General features: G+C 67.6%; 15 protein-coding genes. 8 read left to right on the forward strand and 7 right to left on the reverse strand.

Annotated elements, in window-relative coordinates:
• Nucleotides 1-51: 51 nt before the first annotated feature.
• From dnaJ to K7711_RS18140, 4 genes are all read left to right on the forward strand, one after another.
• The gene (gene dnaJ / locus K7711_RS18125; protein ID WP_222970585.1) at nt 52-1,203 is read left to right on the forward strand and encodes a molecular chaperone DnaJ; all 1,152 of its coding nucleotides are present in this window, start codon (nt 52-54) and stop codon (nt 1,201-1,203) included.
• 16 nt (nt 1,204-1,219) lie between these two features.
• Nucleotides 1,220-1,960 carry a 16S rRNA (uracil(1498)-N(3))-methyltransferase gene (locus K7711_RS18130; protein WP_222970586.1) on the forward strand — a complete coding sequence of 247 codons (741 nt, stop codon included), beginning with the start codon at nt 1,220-1,222 and terminating at the stop codon, nt 1,958-1,960.
• 135 nt (nt 1,961-2,095) lie between these two features.
• On the forward strand, nt 2,096-3,934 hold the full coding sequence (locus K7711_RS18135; RefSeq protein WP_222970587.1) for an LCP family protein: 1,839 nt from the start codon (nt 2,096-2,098) through the stop codon (nt 3,932-3,934).
• A 359-nt stretch (nt 3,935-4,293) separates the two neighbouring features.
• Nucleotides 4,294-5,865: an LCP family protein gene (locus tag K7711_RS18140; RefSeq protein ID WP_222970588.1), complete on the forward strand. Its 1,572-nt coding sequence runs from the start codon at nt 4,294-4,296 to the stop codon at nt 5,863-5,865.
• 43 nt (nt 5,866-5,908) lie between these two features.
• Here the strand turns inward: K7711_RS18140 and K7711_RS18145 are convergent, their stop codons facing one another.
• The 5 genes from K7711_RS18145 to K7711_RS18165 all read right to left on the reverse strand — a co-directional run bounded on the left by K7711_RS18145 (nt 5,909) and on the right by K7711_RS18165 (nt 10,103).
• Nucleotides 5,909-6,253: an enolase-like domain-containing protein gene (locus tag K7711_RS18145; RefSeq protein WP_222970589.1), complete on the reverse strand. Its 345-nt coding sequence runs from the start codon at nt 6,251-6,253 to the stop codon at nt 5,909-5,911.
• Between the two features lie 216 nt (nt 6,254-6,469).
• Complete coding sequence (locus K7711_RS18150) at nt 6,470-7,576, reverse strand: sensor histidine kinase (RefSeq protein ID WP_222970590.1); 1,107 nt, start codon at nt 7,574-7,576, stop codon at nt 6,470-6,472.
• Nucleotides 7,576-8,259 (reverse strand): response regulator transcription factor, encoded by a 684-nt coding sequence (locus tag K7711_RS18155; RefSeq protein WP_222970591.1) that lies wholly within the window; start codon nt 8,257-8,259, stop codon nt 7,576-7,578. Before K7711_RS18155 ends, K7711_RS18150 begins: the two co-directional genes overlap by 1 nt.
• Before the next feature lie 12 nt (nt 8,260-8,271).
• Nucleotides 8,272-9,585, reverse strand: a complete 1,314-nt coding sequence (locus K7711_RS18160; protein ID WP_222970592.1) for an MFS transporter — start codon at nt 9,583-9,585, stop codon at nt 8,272-8,274.
• Between the two features lie 164 nt (nt 9,586-9,749).
• Nucleotides 9,750-10,103 carry a MerR family transcriptional regulator gene (locus K7711_RS18165; RefSeq protein ID WP_222970593.1) on the reverse strand — a complete coding sequence of 118 codons (354 nt, stop codon included), beginning with the start codon at nt 10,101-10,103 and terminating at the stop codon, nt 9,750-9,752.
• A 58-nt stretch (nt 10,104-10,161) separates the two neighbouring features.
• On the opposite strand from K7711_RS18165, the gene K7711_RS18170 reads away from it, so the two are divergent.
• Nucleotides 10,162-11,388, forward strand: coding sequence for an MFS transporter (locus tag K7711_RS18170; RefSeq protein ID WP_222970594.1), 1,227 nt, complete (start codon nt 10,162-10,164; stop codon nt 11,386-11,388).
• A 188-nt stretch (nt 11,389-11,576) separates the two neighbouring features.
• A complete protein-coding gene (locus K7711_RS18175) occupies nt 11,577-12,536 on the forward strand; it encodes an acyl-ACP desaturase (protein WP_222970595.1) in 960 nt (319 codons plus the stop codon).
• 47 nt (nt 12,537-12,583) lie between these two features.
• Here the strand turns inward: K7711_RS18175 and K7711_RS18180 are convergent, their stop codons facing one another.
• Nucleotides 12,584-13,894, reverse strand: coding sequence for an MFS transporter (locus K7711_RS18180; protein ID WP_372460156.1), 1,311 nt, complete (start codon nt 13,892-13,894; stop codon nt 12,584-12,586).
• Here K7711_RS18180 and K7711_RS18185 point away from each other — a divergent pair.
• Together K7711_RS18185 and K7711_RS18190 are read left to right on the forward strand one after the other, a co-directional pair.
• Nucleotides 13,824-14,705 (forward strand): LysR family transcriptional regulator, encoded by an 882-nt coding sequence (locus K7711_RS18185; protein ID WP_222970894.1) that lies wholly within the window; start codon nt 13,824-13,826, stop codon nt 14,703-14,705. The two genes, K7711_RS18180 and K7711_RS18185, sit on opposite strands and share 71 nt — an antisense overlap.
• 181 nt (nt 14,706-14,886) lie before the next feature.
• Nucleotides 14,887-15,969 (forward strand): PhoH family protein, encoded by a 1,083-nt coding sequence (locus K7711_RS18190; protein ID WP_051192911.1) that lies wholly within the window; start codon nt 14,887-14,889, stop codon nt 15,967-15,969.
• Between the two features lie 112 nt (nt 15,970-16,081).
• Here the strand turns inward: K7711_RS18190 and K7711_RS18195 are convergent, their stop codons facing one another.
• Nucleotides 16,082-17,305 carry a S1 family peptidase gene (locus K7711_RS18195; RefSeq protein WP_222970597.1) on the reverse strand — a complete coding sequence of 408 codons (1,224 nt, stop codon included), beginning with the start codon at nt 17,303-17,305 and terminating at the stop codon, nt 16,082-16,084.
• Nucleotides 17,306-17,329: the final 24 nt, after the last annotated feature.

Genomic DNA, 17,329 nt, shown 5'->3' on the forward strand with positions numbered 1-17,329 from the left:
GCGCGATGAGATCGTGAAGCAAACGGATTCGGAACAGGACTAGAGACGCAAGTGGCACGGGACTACTACGGATTGCTCGGTGTCGGACGCAACGCGTCCGACCAGGAGATCAAGCGCGCCTATCGCAAGCTGGCGCGTGAGCTGCACCCCGACGTCAACCCCGATGCGGACGCCCAGGAGCGGTTTCGCGACGTGTCGGCGGCCTACGAGGTGCTCAGCGATGCCGAGAAGCGCCGCATCGTGGACATGGGCGGCGATCCGCTCGAGTCCGGCGGCGGTCCCGGCGGGTTCTCCGGTGCTGCCGGATTCGGCGGTCTGGGCGATGTGTTCGAGGCATTCTTCGGCGGAATGAACGCCTCGGGTCCGCGTCGTCCGCGCGGACGCGTGCAGCCCGGCGCGGATTCGCTGCTGCGTACCCGGTTGTCACTGGCCGAATGCGCGGTCGGGGTCACCAAGCACCTCACCGTCGACACCGCCGTGCTGTGCGACCTGTGCCAGGGCGCGGGCACCAACGGCAACTCCAAGCCGGTCCGCTGTGAGACCTGTGGCGGCGCCGGTGAGGTGCAGACCGTGCAACGCTCGTTCCTCGGCCAGGTGATGACCTCCCGGCCGTGCCCGACCTGCCGCGGCGCGGGGGAGACCATTCCCGATCCGTGCCGCAAGTGCGGCGGCGACGGCCGGGTGCGCTCGCGCCGGGAGATCGCCGCGCCGATCCCCGCGGGCGTGGCCAACGGCATGCGCGTGCGGCTGGCCGCGCAGGGTGAGGTCGGCCCCGGCGGCGGCCCGGCCGGAGATCTGTACGTGGAGATCGTCGAACAGCCACACGACATGTTCGTCCGCGACGGTGACGATCTGCATTGCACCATCCGCGTGCCGATGGTCGATGCGGCGCTGGGCGCGACCGTGGTGGTCGACACGATTCTCGACGGCCCGACCGAGCTGACCATTCCGGCCGGAACACAGCCGGGCGAGGTTTCGGTGTTGCGCGCGCACGGTATGCCCAAGCTGCGTTCGAGCGCCCGCGGCGACATGATCGCGCACCTGGACATCGTGGTGCCCACCAAGCTCGATGCCAAGCAGTCCGATCTGCTGCGCAAGTACAAGGCCATGCGCAACGGTGAACGCACCGAGGTGCTTTCGGCCCAATCCGAGCACAACAGCGGTCTGTTCGCGCGCCTGCGCGCCTCGTTCAGCGGTCGCTGACTTCGACGGAATCACAGTGGCGGCAACGGTTTTCTATCTCGACGAGATTCCCGAGCCGGGTGCTATCGCGATCCTGGCCGGGCCCGAAGGGCGCCATGCCGCGACCGTGCGACGCATCCGGGTCGGCGAGCCGATCACGCTGTCCGACGGCGCCGGCGTGCTCGCGTCGTCGGAAGTCGTTGCGGCGCAGAAGGATCGACTCGAACTGCGGGTACTCGACCGGATTCTCGCGGCGCCGGCCGCGCCGCCGGTCACGGTGGTGCAGGCGCTGCCCAAATCCGATCGCTCGGAGCTGGCGGTGGAACTGATGACCGAGGCGGGTGCCGACGTCCTCATACCGTGGCAGGCCGCGCGATGCGTCGCGAACTGGGAAGGCAAGGCGCGCAAGGGCGTCGACAAATGGCGCGCCGCGGCCCGCTCGGCGGCGCGGCAGTCCCGCCGGGCCTTCATCCCGGAGATCGCCGAGCTGTATCGTACGTCCGATGTGCTGGCGCTCGTGCGGGAAACCAAGGCGGACAACGGGATCGTTGTCGCGCTGCACGAATCGGGCACGGCCCGTTTCGTTTCCCTGCCGTTGGCCTCCGCATCGCGGATCGTCCTCATCGTCGGGCCCGAAGGCGGCCTGGACGATGCCGAACTCACCGCGCTCGCCGATGCGGGCGCGGATATCGCACTGCTCGGTCCGACCGTGCTGCGTACCTCGACCGCGGCCGCGGTCGCGCTGGGTGCGCTGGGTGCACTGACTTCCAGGTGGTAGAGCAATCATTTCTTGTGTTGGCGCGCAAGCGCTTCGATCGCGTCGTCATGTCCCGCACCCGTTGCCGGTGATCAATTCCACGTCCGAAGTCGTTCGCCTGGCGAACTTCGGGCGCCGACCCTATATTCGGTCCGTATGAGTTCTGAAGGGGGCCATCGGCGGAAGGAGCCGGACGGTCCGAGTACCGAGCGGTTGCCGCATGGCACTCAGCCGCGCCTGTCGCGCGTGGCGAAGGCGCGCGCATCGCGGGCCGACAGAGCACGGACCGCGCCGCCGGCTCGGGAGAGCCGTTCGCAGGCACGCGAATCCGAGTTGCGCGCGTCACAGTCGGACGAGTCGAAGACCGAAGAGGCACAGCCGGATCCGGACGCGGCCACGACGCTGCTGCGGCCGCGTCGGCACACCCGCCGCCCGGCGCGTCGTCAGCGCACCCCCAAGGCCGTGGTCGTGGGCCGCACCCTGATCGCGCTGGTGTCGGTGCTGGTGCTGGTCGGCACCGGTGCGGCGTGGCGGATCTACGATCACGCGGTCAAGGGCGTGATCACCTCCAACGCCATCAGCGACGGCCCCAAATCCGTTGGCAAGGACCAGAACATCCTGCTCATGGGTCTGGACAGTCGTAAGGACGAGCACGGCAATCCGCTGCCGCAGGCCATGTACAACGCCCTGCACGCAGGTGACAACGACAACGGCGGCATGAACTCGAATGTGTTGATGCTGATCCACATTCCGGGTGACGGCTCCAAGTCCACGGCGATCTCCATCCCGCGTGACGACTATGTGACCCTGGATCCGGCCGCGTGCGACGGTGATCTCTGCAAGGGCAAGATCAAGGAGGCGTACGGCCGCACCTACGGCGCGGTGCTGGGCAAGCAGGCCCAAGGAGATCCGGACGCGGAGACCAAGGCGCGGGACGCCGGTCGCAAGGCCGAGCTCAAAACGGTGAGCAAATTCCTGGGTGACGTCCCGATCGACCACTTCGTAGAGATCACCATGGCGGCCTTCTTCGAGATCGCCGAGCAGGTGCAGCCGATCACGGTGTGCCTGAACGAGAACACTCACGACACGTTCTCCGGCGCGAGATTCGTCAAGGGTCAGCAGCAGATCAATGCTTCGCAGGCAATGGCTTTCGTGCGGCAGCGTCGTGATCCGGACGAGTCGCTGAACTTCACCGATATGGACCGCACCCGTCGGCAGCAGGCATTCGTCGTCTCGCTGGTGGCCAAGTTGAAGACCAGCGGAACGCTGTCCAGTCCGACCACCCTGATGGGTCTGCTCAAGGTCGCCCAGCAGAACATGGCCGTGGACAGCGGTCTGGATCTGGGTAAGTTCGCCGGGCAGGCGTCGTCGCTGATGGGTGGCGGACTGACGCTGTACACCCTGCCGGTCAAGGACTTCAAGGTCATCGACGGCGAGGACACCAGCATCGTCGACCTGGATCTGATCCACTCGTACGTGAAGAATCTGTTGTACCCGCCCAAGCCCGGCGCGGCCTCCACCAGCGCCAGCGCGAGCCCGGCGACCACGAACATCCCGTCCGCGACCGGGGTGACGGCGAACGTGGTGAACAGCTCGGGCAAGAACGGTCTGGGCGGCAGCCTGGGAAAGGCGCTCGCCGGTCGTGGTTTCACGCAGGGGGTGGCGAGCACGGGCTACACGCGCAGCTCCAGCACGCTGCTGTACGGCTCCGGTGCCGAGCAGGCGGCCACGGCGCTGGCCGGGCAGTTGGGTCTGACCGCGACCAAGTCGTCGGCGATCAATGCGCAGTCGATTCAGCTGACCGTCGGCACGGAACTGGCCGCCAGCAGCTCGATCACCAGCATGGCGGGCACGTCGAGCGATGACTCCAGCGAAACCCCCACCTCCACGACTCCGCCGCCACCGCCGGTGTCGGCGACGAACATCGGCACGAACTCCCCGGCGCCGACCGACATGTCGAGCATGAAGGGCAGTGGTATCCCCTGCGTCAAGTGATTCCGCTCACAGAGCGGAGGGGTTGATCCCTCCGGAACCGGCCGCTTCTCGGGTGCGGTGAGTCCGGCCTCGGGCCGGTGGCCCGCGTATTTCGCCAGCCGCGATATCGCAGCCTATATTCGGTCCGTATGACCTATGAAGGGGAGCGTCGGCGGCGAGATCCCGACGGTCCGAGTACCGAGCGGTTGCCGCACGGCACCCAACCGCGGTCGTCGCGTGAGCCGGAGGCTCCTACGTCGCGCGGCGATCGGTCACATGCCGGAAAGCAGACCGGTGGCAGCCGCTCGGCAGAGGGAACACAGTCGGAGGCAACGCAGTCGGCCGCGTCGGCGTGGCCGCGTCGGCCTGCGCGTCCTCCGATGCGGCGTCGGCGTAACCGCAAGGCGGCGGTGGCCGGACGCACGCTCATCGCCTTGGTCTCCACTCTGGTTCTGGTCGGCACGGGTGCGGCGTGGCGGGTCTACGACCACGCGATCAAGGGGGTCACGACCTCCGACGCGATCAGCGACGGCCCCAAATCGGTGGGCCAGGAACAGAACATCCTCGTCATGGGCCTGGACAGCCGCCTGGACGAACACGGCAATCCGCTGCCGCAGGACATGTACAACGCCCTGCACGCCGGTGACGACAGCGTCGTCGGCATGAACTCGAATGTGTTGATGCTGATCCACATTCCGGGTGACGGCTCCAAATCCACGGCCATCTCGATTCCCCGCGACGACTACGTCACCCTGGATCCGGCCTCCTGCGGCGGTGACATCTGCAAGGGCAAGATCAAGGAGGCGTACGGCCGCGCCTACTTCGCGGCGAAGCAGAAGTACGAGGGCACCATCAAGAGCCCGGAAGCACTGGATGCCAAGGCGCGTGACGCGGGGCGCAAGGCCGAGGCCAGTACGGTCACCAAATTCCTCGGCGACGTGCCGATCGATCACTTCGTGGAGGTCACGCTCGCGGCCTTCTTCCAGGTGGCCCAGGCGGTGCAGCCGATCACGGTGTGCCTGAACGAGCGGACGCAGGACAAGTTCTCCGGCGCGGATTTCGTGAAGGGCCCACAGCAGATCAACGCTTCGCAGGCAATGGCTTTCGTGCGGCAGCGTCGTGACCCGGACGAGTCGCTGAACTTCACCGATCTGGACCGGACCCGTCGGCAGCAGGCGTTCATCGTGTCGCTGGCGAGCAAGCTGCAGAGTAGTGGAACGATGTCGAGCCCCGGCAAGTTGATGAATCTGCTCGGCGTCGCGCAGCAGAACATGGCCGTGGACAGCGGTCTGGATCTGGGCAAGTTCGCCGCGCAGGCGTCCTCGCTGATGTCCGGCGGGCTGACGTTGTTCACGCTGCCGGTCGACGATTTCGGCAACGATCCGAGCAACGGCGAGGCCATCAACATCGTCGATACGGACAAGATCCACGCGTATGTGAAGAATCTGCTGAACCCGCCCAAGCCCGGGGCCGCCGCCACGACCACCGCACCGCCGACCACCACCGCGATCGGTTCGGCCGCGGGGATCGTGCTGAACGTGGTGAACAGTTCGGGCAAGAACGGCTTGGGCGGCAGCCTGGAGAAGGCGCTCGCCGACCGGGGGTTCACACAGGGCGAGGCGATCACCGGTACCGCGCGCAGCTCCAGCACACTGCTCTACGGTTCGGGTGCGGAGCAGGCGGCCACGGCGCTGGCCGGGCAGTTGGGTCTGACCGCGACCAAGTCGTCGTCGATCAGTTCGCAGTCGATTCAGCTGACCGTGGGAACGGAGCTGGCCGGGAGCGACTCCCTGACCAAGCTGGTGGGCGCGATCGGCGATGGTTCCTCCGAAACTCCCACCTCGACGACACCGCCTCCGCCGCCGGTCTCGGCGACGAACCTCGGCGCGAAGGCGCCGGCGCCGACCGACCTGTCCAGCATGAACGGCAGCGGCGTCCCCTGTGTGAAGTGAGTGGCTCGCACACCGCACCGGCCCTGCGGCCGGTGCGGTGCGTCTAGGCCGGTGCGGAGGATCCCGAGGCCTGCGGTGCGGACCCGTCGTGCAGGAGGGTCGAACGGGCCGCGAGCAACCACATCAGGTCCTCCAGGCTCAGTCCCAGCTCGGTCGCCCGGATCCGGGCGAATTCCAGGTCGAGTGAATCGACCGGCGATTCCAGTGCGAGCAGAACCATCTCGGCCAATTCCATGCAGGTCAGCGCCTGCTTCTCGGTCAGCCGGAACTCGGTCGGGAGGAACGATACGATCCATTTCCCCTGGTCGTCGCCCGGGAGGTCGACCCGGAAGGCCACTTCGTCCACGATATCGCTGCTGATCAGCCAATCGGCTGGTTGAACCGGCATTGCTCTCACCCCCGTTCTTGCCCCGCATCCGATGCGGTGCGCTCCAATTGTGGAGTACCCGGTGGTGCTCCCGCCAATGCTTTCCGGTTCGCTCTCAGTTTGCGGGCCGCGATCGGCGCTGCCGGTCGGTGCCGGTGATCAGGCCGAGGGGGAGACCACCGGCACCGTGAGAGGGATCTTGCCCCGATCGGGTGTGGGATGGGGCCGAATCGCGAATCATGCAGAATCGGACGGGTCGAAGGAGTGCGCGGTGAAGATGAGTCGGCGGTCGGTGCTCTGGTCGGCGGTCTCCGGTGGGCAGACCGCGCGCAGCTGTGGCGGCAACTCGGTCAGCAGGGTGATCGTGGCGGCGGCCGCGACCTCCTGCCAGGTTCGCAGGCGCGGTTCCAGTTCGCCGACCAGATCGACGGGTTCCGCGAGGACGGTTCCCGATTCGATGCGGGCCAGGGCGAGCAGATCGTCGAGTAGCGTCGTCATCCGATCCATCTCCTCGAGCGCCTGCTCGTAAGCCGTTGTGCCGGAACCGATCAGGTGCGGGCGCAGATTCTCCAGTCGCAGCGACAGCACGGCCAGCGGTGTCCGCAGTTCGTGGGAGGCGTCCGAGACGAAGGCTCGCTGCCGATCCAGTGCGTCGGTCACGGCGTCGGCCATCGCGTTGAAACGTTGCTCCAGCTGGCGCAATTCGGGTGGGCCGAGGACCGGCGCGCGGGCGGACAGGCGGCCCGCGGTGATCGCCGCGGTGGCCGAATCCAGTTCGGCCACCGGTCGCAGTATCCAGCGGGCCAGCCACCGCGCGGCCACGGTGGCGAGCAGGAAGGCGAGCAGTGCCGCGGTGGTCAGCGCGAGCCAGACCGCCGCGACCGCGTGCCGCGCCGCGGTCGTGGGCGTCACCAGCAGCACGGTGCCCAGCACCTGTGCGTCGCGGCCGACCGGTTCCGCGATCACCGCTCGGACCGGGCCGAACGGCGTGATCATGGTGAGATTCTCGGTGGTCCGGCCCAGCCGGGCGCCGCGCGCGACCTCCTCGGCGCCGGCGGGCAGCGAGGTGCCCGCGGCGGTCAGCACCACGCCGGTGTTCGAGCGGACCTGCACCGTCGCGTCGTAGAGGTCGGCGTAGCGGGCGATCTCGGTGTGCAGCTGGGAGGTGTCGCCGTCCTGTACGGCCTGTTCGGCCAGCAGCGCGAATCTGGTGGCGTCGGCGCGCCGGTCCAGCAGCAGCTGGTTGGTGCGCTCCAGCGCGAATGCCCAGCCGAGTGGAATCGCCAGGGCCAGAAGCAATCCCGCGATCAGGGTGAGGTGGGTGGCCAGGATCCGGCGACGCATCAGGGCGTGGTCGTCTCGCCGGGGTCCAAGCGGTATCCGGCGCCGCGCAGGGTCCGGATCAGTTCGGGGCGACCGGTTTTCGCGCGGATGCCACGAATGTGCACATCCAGTGAGCGGGATGCGGCGAGGAACGCATCACCCCACACCGCGTCGAGGATCTCGGCCCGGCTGCGCACCACACCCGGGGTGCGGGCGAGCAGAGCCAGCACATCGAATTCGCGACTGGTCAGCGTCACCGCTTCATCGGCGACAGTGACCGTGCGCGTGGGGAATTCGATCCGGACATCCCCGGCAACGACGAAATCCGCACCGGCCGTGGGTGTTCCGGGGCGGGGCAGCCGACGCCGCACCACCTCCATGCGGGCCAGCAGTTCCATGATCCGGAACGGCTTCACCAGGTAGTCGTCGGCGCCGCCCCACAGTGCGCGCAGCACCGTGGTCTCCTCGGCGCGCGCGGTCAGCACGATCACCGGCACCGCCGAGACCTGGCGCAGCCGCCGCAGCATGTCCAGGCCGTCGCCGTCGGGCAGGCCGAGGTCGAGCAGGACGAAGTCCACTCCGCTCTTGCGGCGCAATCCCTCGTCGGCGCGGCTCACCCGCTCGACCCGATGACCGCGGCCGGACAGTGCGGTGGTCAAGGCGTCGGCGAACCGATCGTCGTCCTCGACCAGCAGCACTCTCATCGTCGCGACAGACTACGCGTCGACCTGCTCCGATATCCGGTCCCGATGGAAAAATGCCACGTTCCGGGTCTCCCGCATCGCAATGTAGACGACCAGCGAGATCGCACAGCATCCCGAGGCGTACCAGAAGAACGCCGATTCGATCCCGGCGTGCTTGAACCACAGCCCCACGTATTCGGCGCTGCCGCCGAACAGTGCGTTGGCGATCGCATAGGGCAGCGCGACACCGAGGGTGCGCACGGCGGTGGGGAACAATTCGGTCTTCACCACACCGCTGATCGAGGTGTATCCGGTGATGATCACCAGGCCGACCACCATCAGCACCAGCGCGTCCCCGAAACCGTGCACACTTCGCAGCGCGGTCATCAGCGGCACGGTGCCCAGTGTCGAGGTCACGCCGAAGAAGATCAGCAGCGGGCGACGTCCGATCCGGTCCGACAGCGCCCCGGCCAGCGGCTGCAGGAAGATGAACACCACGATGGCGCAGAAACTCACCAGGGCCGCGGTGTCCTTGCTGAGCCCGGCGGTGTTGGACAGGTACTTCGTCATGTAGGTGGAATACATGTAGTCGCACAGCGTGCCGCCCATGCTGAATCCCACCACCAGCAGGAATTCCCGCTTGTAGGTGAACAGGGCGCGCAGCGTGCCGCGCTCGCGCCCGGCCGTGTCGTCCTGGTCGAACGCCTCGGTCTCCAGCATCTTGCGCCGCATGTAGTAGATACCGGCCGCGGCGAAAGCGCCGAAGACGAACGGGATGCGCCAGCCCCAGGAGTGCAGGGTGTGGTCCGACATCGAGTGCTGCAGGATGATCTGCATCGCGAGCCCGAACAACTGCCCGACCTTCATGAACACCATCTGGAAGCTGGAGAAGAAGCCTCGCTTGCCGGGTTTGGACGCCTCGCTCAGATAGGCGGCGCTGGCCGCGTATTCGCCGCCGATCGACAACCCCTGCAACAGCCGCGCCAGCAGCAGCACCAGCGCGCCGAAGTAGCCGACCTGCGCATAGGTGGGTGCGACGGCGATCAGCAGGGCACTGGCCGTCATCATCGTCACGCTGGTGGTCAGCGCCGCCTTCCGCCCCTTCCGGTCGCCGAGCCGCCCGAGCAGCCAGCCGCCGACCGGTCGCATGAAGAACCCGACCGCGAAAATGCCTGCGGTATTGAGCAATTGGGCCGTCGGATTGCCCTTCGGGAAGAACGCCGAGGCGAAGTACACGGAAAAAGTCGAATAAACGAACCAGTCGTACCACTCGATCAGGTTCCCGATCGAACCACCGATCAACGCCGTCCAGACATTGCGCGCCGTCGGCGCACCAGTCGTGGCCATCCATGCCTCCTCGATAAGCCCGCGCTCACGTCTCCGCGGGTCACCGAAGGGTCGTCGGTCCCGTCCCACCACCACAGCGAACCCGCCTCGGATCTAACCCGGGGTTAACATCCGGCTTCCTCGGCGAGGGTGAATGCGCTCAGGACGGAGTCATGCGATGACGCTCACCCCGCGGCGCGGTCGAGGTAGGCGTTGACGGTGTCTCGGCTTCGGGTCAGGCAGGCGATCTTGTCTTCGAGGGTGGTCAGTTCCGCTCGTAGGAGTGCGGCGAATTCGCTGTCGCATGCCTCGGTCCAATCGTCGGGGCGGTCCTGCGCGGACAGGACGACGCGGATCAGTCTGGTCGGCAGGCCCGATCGGATGAGGCTGGAGATGGTTCGGGCGCGTTCGATATCGCTGCGCTGGAAGTAGCGGTAGCCGTTCGAGCCTCGCTCGGATCGCAGCAGGTCCTGGGATTCGTAGTAGCGCAGCATCCGGGTGGAGATTCCGGTGTGCTCCGCGAGTTCGCCGATCTTCATGGTGGGCTCGAACTTCCTCTTGACTTTGACACCGATGTCAAAGTTTACGTTCTCGGATGTGAACAGATCGAAAGACTTCCTGACACCTCTGGTGGCGCTCGCCGGGGCGAGTTTCACGACGGTCAGCGCCGAGATGATGCCTGCCGGAGTCCTGGATTCCATGAGTTCGTCCCTCTCGGTCGACGTGTCGACGGCCGGGCTGCTCGTGACCGGGTGGGCGGGCACCATCGCACTGACCGGAATTCCGTTGGTGCGCTTGACGATGCGCTGGTCGCGCAAGTCGGTGGTGCTCGCGAGCCTCGGCGTCATGGCGGCAGCGAACCTCGCCACGGCGCTGGCGCCGACGTATGCGGTCGCGCTGATCGCGCGGATGGTCGCCGCGGGCGCACACGGCTTGTTCTGGGCCGTGGTGGTCGCCTACGGCGCTTCGCTGGTTCCGCCCGAGCGGGTCGGGCGCGCCCTGTCGATCGTGCTGGCCGGACCTACCATCGCGGGTCTGGTCGGTGTGCCCCTGGGAACCCAGGTGGCGCATCAGATCGGCTGGCGGGTGACCTTCGCCGCGCTCGCCGCACTGTGCGTTCTCTGCGTCGCGGTGATCGGAATCCTGGTGCCGCCGGTCGGCGACGGCGAGTCCCGGCCCGAGCCCGAACGATGGGACCGGTCGGCCAGGTCGGTGCTGCTGGTGGCGGGCGGCGGATTCTTCTCTCTCATAGGGTATTACGCCGTATTCACCTTCGTCGTGCCCGTCAGCGCCGCTGCCGGGATCGGTGGTTCAGCGATGCCGGGAGTGTTGCTCGCCAGCGGGATCGGTGGTTTCGCCGGAGTTCTCGTCGCGGGCCGGATCGGTGATCGCTGGCCCACCGGAGCCCTGCCGGTGACCGCGCTCGCGCTGGCCGTAGTCACTGCGGGAATGGGATTATCCAGTGGCCCAATCGTTTACGTCATCCTGGTCACGTTGTGGGGTGTGCTGATCGGGGTGCTGCCCGTCGTCCTGCAGGCTCGCGTCATGCGGGTGGCCTCGGAGCGGTTCCGCAACACCGCGGGCAGCATCTTGATCACCGTGCTCAACCTCGGCATCGGCCTCGGTGCGGGGCTCGGCAGCCTGACCTCTTCCCTGGGCCTGGTGGGATTCTTGCCGGTGATCGCCGCAGCCGTCGCGGCGTTCGCCCTCGCCCCACTGGCCGCACTGCGCTCGGGAACTCGCGAACATCCCTGGCGAGAGTGCCGCGGCTCGGGAGCTGCGGCATGCCGAGTAGTTGTTTCGCAGCTCGATGCGGACAGTTAGCTGGACATCGGCTCGATGCTCGCCCTAAGCTTTTGTCCGCGTTCGTGACGCCGATTTCCAGACTGCTGACGAGTGTCTCGACCGCCGACGGCTGTTACGTCGATCTTTGCGAGGGGGCTTCCCTCGACTGGCAATGAAAACCCGGGGCAGATCGTTAAACTGTTGATCGTGACGTCGAAAGGGATTGTATGGCAAGGGATTTGACGCAGCTGGAGATGCTCCGCGAGTTGGAGCCCGCAGTTGCGCAGAACCTGGATCGGCATCTGGGCATCGCCAAGGACTGGTATCCGCACGATTACGTTCCGTGGGACGAGGGCCGCAACTTCGCCGCCATGGACGGAATCGACTGGGAGCCTGGACAGTCGCGATTGTCCGAAGTGGCCAAGGTTGCCATGATCACCAATCTGCTCACCGAGGACAATCTGCCCTCCTATCACCGGACCATCTCCGAGAATTTCTCGAGTGACGGCGCGTGGGGCACCTGGGTCGGCCGCTGGACCGCCGAGGAGAACCGCCACGCGATCGCGATGCGTGACTATCTCGTGGTTACCCGCGGCGTCGATCCGGTGGCGCTGGAGAACGACCGGATGGTGCACATGACCCGCGGCGTGCACGCGCCCGCCGAATTCGGCGGTGTGCTCGACCAGGTCGCCTATGTCACCGTTCAGGAACTGGCCACCCGGGTCAGCCATCGCACGACCGGCCGGGTGTGCGACGACCCGATCGCCGAGAACATGCTCACCCGAATCGCCGCCGACGAGAACCTGCACATGGTCTTCTATCGCAATCTGTGCGCCACGGCCCTGGACCTTGCCCCCGACCAGAGCATGGCGGCGATCGCCAAGGTGATCATGCACTTCAAGATGCCGGGCGAGGGAATGCCGAACTGGCGTCGCAACGGCGTACTGATGGTCAAACACGGCATCTACGACCTGCGCCAGCACCTCGACGAAGTGCTCAACCCGGTCCTGCGGGCCTGGAACATCTTCGGCCGCAACGATTTCACCGCCCGTGGCGAGCGCAGCCGCGAGAACCTCGCGGAGTACATGGACAAACTCGGCCGCGACGTCATCCGTTTCGAGGAGCAGCGCGCGCGGATCCTGGCCCGCGAAGCCGCGAAGGCCGGAGACCCGGCGATGTCCGTCTGACATCGCCGGACCGCGATGAAGCGCCCGCCCTGTTCCGGGCGGGCATTTCACACTGCTGACCGGCGTGCGGTCGCGACCAGGCCGGTGGTCAGCGCGCCCGCTACGAGGATCAGGACGACGACGTACAGCGTCACCCCGGCCCAGCCGTGCCACCCGTAGGCCAGGCCCGCTGCGCCGCCGACGATCGAGCTGCCGAGATAGTAGTTGAACATGTACAGCGAGGACGCGTTGCCGCGATTGCCGGTGGCGGTGCTGCCGACCCAGGCGCTGGCCACCGAATGCGCGCCGAAAAATCCTGCGGTGCAGAGTAGTACGCCGATCAGGCCGGTGGTCAGGTGGTCGGGCAGGGTGATCAGGGTGCCGATCCCCATCGTCAGCACCGAGACGACCAGGACCCGGGGGCGGCCCAGGCGATCGGCGAGTCTGCCCGCGGCGGTCGAGCTCACGGTTCCCGCCAGGTAGAGCAGGAAGACCAGACCCGCTGTGGCGGCGGACAATCCGAACTTCCCGCCGATCAGTCGATAGCCCAGGAAGTTGTAGATCGAGACGAATCCGCCCATCAGGACGAAGGCGAGCCCGAACAGGGCCAGCAGCCGGGTATTTCGCAGGTGACCGGCGAAATCGGCAGCCAGAGAACGTAATCCGAGCGGTTGCGAGGTGAATCCGCGGGACGCGGGCAGCGTCCGGGCGAACCATATCGCGCAGATCGTCGCCGCCACGCCGACCGCGGCCGCGGCCCAGCGCCACGACTCGGCTTCGAGGGTGAACGACGGAATCAACCGTCCCGCAAGGCCGCCCAGTGTCGTACCGGAGATGTAGACGCCCATCGCGGTACCCAGTCCGGCCGCACCGATCTCCTCGGCGAGATACGCCATGGCGACCGCGGGAACTCCGGCCAGGGCCACGCCCTGCAGCGCGCGGCCGGCCAACAGGACCTCCAGCGTCGGGCTGAACGGGAGCAGCAGGCCGATCACGCTCGCGGTCAGCGCCGAGCCGATCATCACCCGGGTCCGCCCCAACCGGCTGGACAGCACGCCCGCCGGGATGATCGCGAGCGCCAGCAGACCGGTGGTCAGGGAGACCGACAGCGCCGCGTGGGCCGGAGTCGCCGCGAACGCCGCCGACAGACTGGGCAGCAGCGCCTGCGTGCTGTACATCGAGGCGAAGGTGGTCAGGCCCGCGGCGAACAGCGCGATCGTGATGCGGCGTTCGTGGCGTGCGGTGGCATCGCCGAGCGCATTCGGGCGATCGTCTCGATCCGTCTCGATCGGCCCGGCGACGGCATCGATGGAGGTCGAGGCATCGGTACTCGAGCACGTCGGTGCGGCGGCCGACCGCCTGCAGATGTCGCAGCCCACGCTGTCGCGGATGCTCGCCCGGCTCGAGCGACGACTGGGCGTCGAACTCTTCGACCGGCACGGAAAACGACTGTCGCTCAACGATTTCGGCCAGGTGTACTACGAACGTGCGCGCCGGGCGCAGGCCGAACTGGATGCCGCGGCCCGCGAACTGGCCGATCTGGCCAATCCGGCGCACGGCGTGGTGCGGCTGAGCTTCCTGCACTCGTTCGGGGGCCGCCTGGTCCCGGAATTGATCGCCGGATTCCGGCGGCGCTCCGGGGCGGTCACCTTCACGCTCAGCCAGGATGCCGCCGAGGTCGTCACCGACCGGGTACTGGATGGCAGTGCCGACCTGGGCATCGTCTCGCCGAAACCCGCCGCGACCGGTCTGGGGTGGCGGGAGCTGCTGCGGCAGCGCCTGGCGCTGGCGGTTCCGGCGGATCACCGGCTGGCCGGGCGTCGGCAGGTGCGGCTGGCCGAGGTCGCCGATGCGGAATTCGTCGCCATGCGCACCGGTCACGGTATGCGTGCGATTCTCGAAGATCTCTGTGCCGCAGCGGATTTCCGGCCACGGATCGTGCTGGAATCGAGCGATCTGGTCACCGTCGGCGGGTTGGTGGCCGCCGGATTGGGCGTCGCGCTGCTGCCGCTGGGGGATGTCGTGCGCGGCGCCGGGGCCGGGGCGCAATCCGGTCCGGTGCTGGTGCCGCTGGCCGATCCCGGCGCGGCGCGGGCGGTGGGACTGATCTGGTCGGCGTCGGCCGCGCCCTCGGATGCGGTACGGGTGTTTCGCGACTTCGCCGTGGGCTGGGCGCAGCGCGCCGGATGAGCCGCTCGCATCAGCGCAGGCCGGGCCGGTCGCCGCGGCGTCGTCGGCCACGGGCTCGTGACCTGCTGGCCGTGGTCTATTCACTGGGCTGTGTCGGTGCTCGGCTGTAAACTTTCATCACAACCAGTGATGTTCTAGACCGGAAAGCAGGCCATAGGCACTTTTGAGAACACCAGGTGAAATAGGCGACCCGACTACTCCCACCGCCGGGGGCGGCGGCAACGGTACCGGACCGGCTGCGCGGACCGCGCGCTCCAGCATCGAACTCGCCCCAGAATCCGTCTTCGGCTTCCTCGGTTCGGCCGACGAGAACCTGCGTGAACTCGAACGCCTGCTAGATGCCGACATCCATGTCCGCGGCAATGCCGTGACGCTCACCGGCCGGGCCGCCGACGTCGCCCTGGCCGAGCGGGTGATCGAACAGCTCGTAGCGCTGACCGGGCGCAATCGGGTGGTCACGCCCGAGGCCGTGCGGCACACCTACGCGATGCTCACCGAGGGGTCCTCGGACTCTCCGGCCGAGGTGCTGAGCCTGGACATCCTGTCCCGCCGCGGCAAGACCATCCGCCCCAAGACCCTGAACCAGAAGCGCTACGTCGACGCCATCGACGAGCACACCGTCGTGTTCGGCATCGGCCCCGCCGGTACCGGTAAGACGTATCTGGCGGTCGCCAAGGCGGTGCAGGCGCTGCAGAACAAGCAGATCAGCCGCATCATCCTGACCCGGCCCGCGGTCGAGGCCGGTGAGCGGCTCGGCTTCCTGCCCGGCACGCTGAACGAGAAGATCGACCCGTATCTGCGCCCGCTGTACGACTCGCTGCACGACATGATGGACCCGGAGTCGATCCCGAAGCTCATGCAGTCGGGAGTCATCGAGGTCGCGCCGCTGGCCTATATGCGCGGTCGCACGCTCAACGATTCGTTCATCATCCTGGACGAGGCGCAGAACACCACGCCCGAACAGATGAAGATGTTCCTGACCAGGCTCGGCTTCGGTTCCAAGATCGTGGTCACCGGCGACGTCACGCAGGTCGACCTGCCCGGCGGCACCCGATCCGGCCTGCGCGTGGTCAGCGACATACTCACCGATGTCGAGGACATCCACTTCGCCCAGCTCACCTCGAGCGACGTGGTGCGACACCGCCTGGTCGCGGACATCGTCGACGCCTACGAGCGTTACGAGGCCGACCGTCCGGCAGTGGCGGCCCCGCATTACCCGGGCAACCGGGCGCAGCGGCGCGCCGCGGAGCGTTCGCGGCGCTGAGCCGGGCACGACCGGCGGACGCCGGAGCCGAGTCGGCTTCGCTTCGAGGTCCGTTCTGTCGGATGCGAATTCGCTACGGCCCGAAGCTGTTCGGGCCGTAGGTCGGGCGCGTTCAGCTGGTGCGCAGGTGCAGGCCCGGGTTCTGGTCCAGGACGTCGGCGACGGATTGGGCGATCATGGCGATCTGCGGAACGTAGGGCAAGACTCCACCGACCAGCGGGCCGATCTGCTGGAAGGGCTGTGGGCCGATCTGTTGCAGGATGCGGCCCAGGGTGATCGGGGAGCCCGGCGGTGCCGGCGGCAGGACGCCGGGGCGGTCGGTGGGGAATCGTGAAGGGTCGGAATAGATTCCGCCATCGCTGATGATGCCCATCGCGAGGGTTCCGGAGATCAGTGCGCCGCCGCTGTCGCCGGGCAGGGCCAGGGCGGTGTGCTTGAAGCGGATCGGCGGGCGCTGCGGGTCGGGCTGGTCCACGGCGGTGATCACGCCGCAGGTGAATCCGGTCGTGGACCCCGATTTGCACACCGGCGCACCGGAAACCGGAATGCCGACGCCGGTGACCCGGATCGCGGGTCCGCCGATCGGTCCGCGAACGAGGTTGTTGCGGAACGCGTTTCGCGCCGCCGGGGCGATCCGCACGACCGAGTAGTCCCGGATGCCGTCCACCACCGACTTCTCGAACGAACCGGTCGCCGGACCGGTCACATGGTCGTTCCGCCACGGGAAGGTCTGCTGATCCGGGCTGATCGGGCGTCCGGCCAGGACGGACTCGTTGCAGTGACCCGCGGTCAGCGCCGCGGGCATACCGTCCGCAGCGGTCACGTTGAACGCCCAGGAACACTTGGCCGCCTGGTTGCTCGGTGGCGTGCGGCTCAGATAGACATCGCCTCCGGCGATCGGACCCGTCGGGGTGCTGGAAGACGGTGTGTCCTGCGCCGCCGGAATCTGTCGACCGGGCCGATCATTCTGGGGCACAGCCGAATTCGAAGGATCGACCGGATCATCGCTGAGCTGGAAACCCGCCTGCTGCGCCGCCGCCCGCGCGGCCGCACCGACGGCCGCGACCATCGCCCGGCCGTCCGGGCCGAGCCGGACCCCGCGCACCGAACCCGGCGACAGGCGCTGCTCGGTCGCGGCGAAGACTGCCAGTTGCTGGGCCAGATCCGCACGTCGCTGATACTCCGGAAGGGAGATGCCCAGGTCGCGGCGAACCGCCGCGGCCAGCGAACCGGCGTCCGGAGCGGCGGGTGGCGCCGCCGCGGCCACCGGCGCGCACATCATGAGGGCGAAAACTGTCGCGACCGCGGCCTGGCCTGCCGTGCGTGTGGTCTTCACCGCCGCGAACCTATCAGCAGACGC

The organism is Nocardia coffeae (assembly GCF_019890715.1).
GTDB lineage: Bacteria > Actinomycetota > Actinomycetes > Mycobacteriales > Mycobacteriaceae > Nocardia > Nocardia jiangxiensis.

Coding starts and splice junctions, on each gene's coding strand:
- K7711_RS18135 (WP_222970587.1), top strand. CDS start 2,096: ATGAGTTCTGAAGGGGGCCATCGGCGGAAGGAGCCGGACGGTCCGAGT.
- K7711_RS18140 (WP_222970588.1), top strand. CDS start 4,294: ATGCGGCGTCGGCGTAACCGCAAGGCGGCGGTGGCCGGACGCACGCTC.
- K7711_RS18145 (WP_222970589.1), bottom strand. CDS start 6,253: ATGCCGGTTCAACCAGCCGATTGGCTGATCAGCAGCGATATCGTGGAC.
- K7711_RS18150 (WP_222970590.1), bottom strand. CDS start 7,576: ATGCGTCGCCGGATCCTGGCCACCCACCTCACCCTGATCGCGGGATTG.
- K7711_RS18155 (WP_222970591.1), bottom strand. CDS start 8,259: ATGAGAGTGCTGCTGGTCGAGGACGACGATCGGTTCGCCGACGCCTTG.
- K7711_RS18160 (WP_222970592.1), bottom strand. CDS start 9,585: ATGGCCACGACTGGTGCGCCGACGGCGCGCAATGTCTGGACGGCGTTG.
- K7711_RS18165 (WP_222970593.1), bottom strand. CDS start 10,103: ATGAAGATCGGCGAACTCGCGGAGCACACCGGAATCTCCACCCGGATG.
- K7711_RS18175 (WP_222970595.1), top strand. CDS start 11,577: ATGGCAAGGGATTTGACGCAGCTGGAGATGCTCCGCGAGTTGGAGCCC.
- K7711_RS18185 (WP_222970894.1), top strand. CDS start 13,824: ATGGAGGTCGAGGCATCGGTACTCGAGCACGTCGGTGCGGCGGCCGAC.